This is a genomic window from Mycobacterium sp. TH-M11, assembly GCF_057473725.1.
In genome coordinates this window covers 1-1,555 of the sequence record NZ_JBYCLD010000349.1, presented here as the reverse complement: position 1 = coordinate 1,555, position 1,555 = coordinate 1, and the positions used below count along the sequence as shown (strand labels likewise).

General features: G+C 68.6%; 3 protein-coding genes. All 3 read left to right on the top strand.

Annotated features, from left to right (window positions below):
* A partial coding sequence (locus AC2VOG_RS14000; protein WP_486940490.1) for a glutamate ligase domain-containing protein occupies positions 1–719 on the top strand: 719 nt, incomplete at its 5' end.
* Positions 716–1,120: a DUF4233 domain-containing protein gene (locus tag AC2VOG_RS13995; protein WP_486940489.1), complete on the top strand. Its 405-nt coding sequence runs from the start codon at positions 716–718 to the stop codon at positions 1,118–1,120. The genes AC2VOG_RS14000 and AC2VOG_RS13995, both read left to right, overlap by 4 nt.
* 18 nt (positions 1,121–1,138) lie before the next feature.
* Complete coding sequence (gene ndk / locus AC2VOG_RS13990) at positions 1,139–1,555, top strand: nucleoside-diphosphate kinase (RefSeq protein WP_486940488.1); 417 nt, start codon at positions 1,139–1,141, stop codon at positions 1,553–1,555.

The window sequence follows — 1,555 nt, the reverse complement described above, 5'->3', positions numbered from 1 at the left end:
TGCTCGAACAGGCCGTGCGCGCCGATGCCGCTGTCGCGCGGGAGGATTCGGAGTTCACCGTGTTGAGCCGCCAGGTCGCGGTGGGTGGCCAGCTGCTGGAGTTGCAGGGCCTCGGCGGGATCTACTCCGATGTCTTCCTGCCGCTGCACGGCGAGCACCAGGCCCACAATGCGGTGGTCGCGCTGGCGGCGGTCGAGGCATTCTTCGGCGCCGGGGCGCAGCGCCAACTCGACATCGACGCGGTGCGAGCCGGCTTCGCCGCAGCCAGCAGCCCGGGCCGACTGGAGCGGATGCGCAGTTCGCCGACAGTCTTCATCGATGCCGCGCACAACCCGGCGGGTGCAGCCGCGCTGGCGCAGACGTTGGCCGAGGAGTTCGATTTCCGCTTTCTGGTTGGGGTGGTCAGCGTGCTGGGCGACAAGGACGCCAGCGGTATCGTGGCCGCGCTCGAACCGGTCTTCCATCGAATCGTGGTCACCCACAACGGGTCTTCGCGTGCCCTCGACGTAGAGTCGCTGGCGCTGATCGCACAGCAGTATTTCGGGCCGGACCGGGTGGACACCGCCGAGAATCTGCGCGACGCCATCGACACCGCCACCGCGCTGGTCGACGACGTCCACGCCGGGAACGAGTCGCTCTCCGGAACCGGCATCGTCATCACCGGCTCGGTCGTCACCGCGGGCGCCGCTCGCACGCTCTACGGTCGGGATCCCGCATGACGACACCCGCCTCATCGGCCGAGCCGCCCAAGCCCGACCCGTGGAAGAGCTTTCGGGGCGTCACCGCCGGCACGCTGATCCTCGAAGTGATCGTGGTGCTGCTGGCGCTGCCGGTGGTGGGCGCGGTCGGTGGCGGCCTGAGCGCCGGTGCGCTGACGTACCTGCTGGGTCTGGCCGCGGTGCTGATTGTGTTGTCGGGGCTGCAGGGCCGGTCGTGGGCCATCTGGGCCGACCTCGGCGTCCAGGTGATCCCGATCGTGGGGTTCGCCGTCTATCCGGGTGTCGGTGTCATCGGCGTGATCTTTGCCGGGGTGTGGTCGCTGATCGCCTACGTGCGTTGGGAGGTGCTCCGCCGCGAGCGGCTTGGGCTGCTCCCCGGGCAGGACGGACCGCCGGACTGATCCGCTACGCTGTGCGCCGTGACGAGCGCTGAGCGGACCCTACTGTTGATCAAGCCCGACGGTGTCGAGCGTCGCCTGATCGGCGAGATACTCGGCCGTGTCGAACGCAAGGGCCTGACCATTGCGGCGCTGGAACTGCGGACCGTCAGCGAGACGCTGGCCCGACGTCACTACGCCGAGCACGACGGCAAGCCGTTCTTCGGCTCGCTGGTGGAGTTCATCACGTCATCGCCGCTGGTAGCGGCAATTATTGAGGGCCCGCGGGCGATTGCCGCGATCCGGCAGCTCGCGGGTGGGACCGACCCGGTCGACAAGGCCCTGCCCGGCACCATCCGTGGCGATTTCGGTCTTGAAACGCAGTACAACCTGGTGCACGGGTCCGACTCGCCGGAGTCCGCGGAGCGCGAAATCGCGCTCTGGTTCGATCAGGTTTAG

Coding starts and splice junctions, on each gene's coding strand:
- AC2VOG_RS13995 (WP_486940489.1), top strand. CDS start 716: ATGACGACACCCGCCTCATCGGCCGAGCCGCCCAAGCCCGACCCGTGG.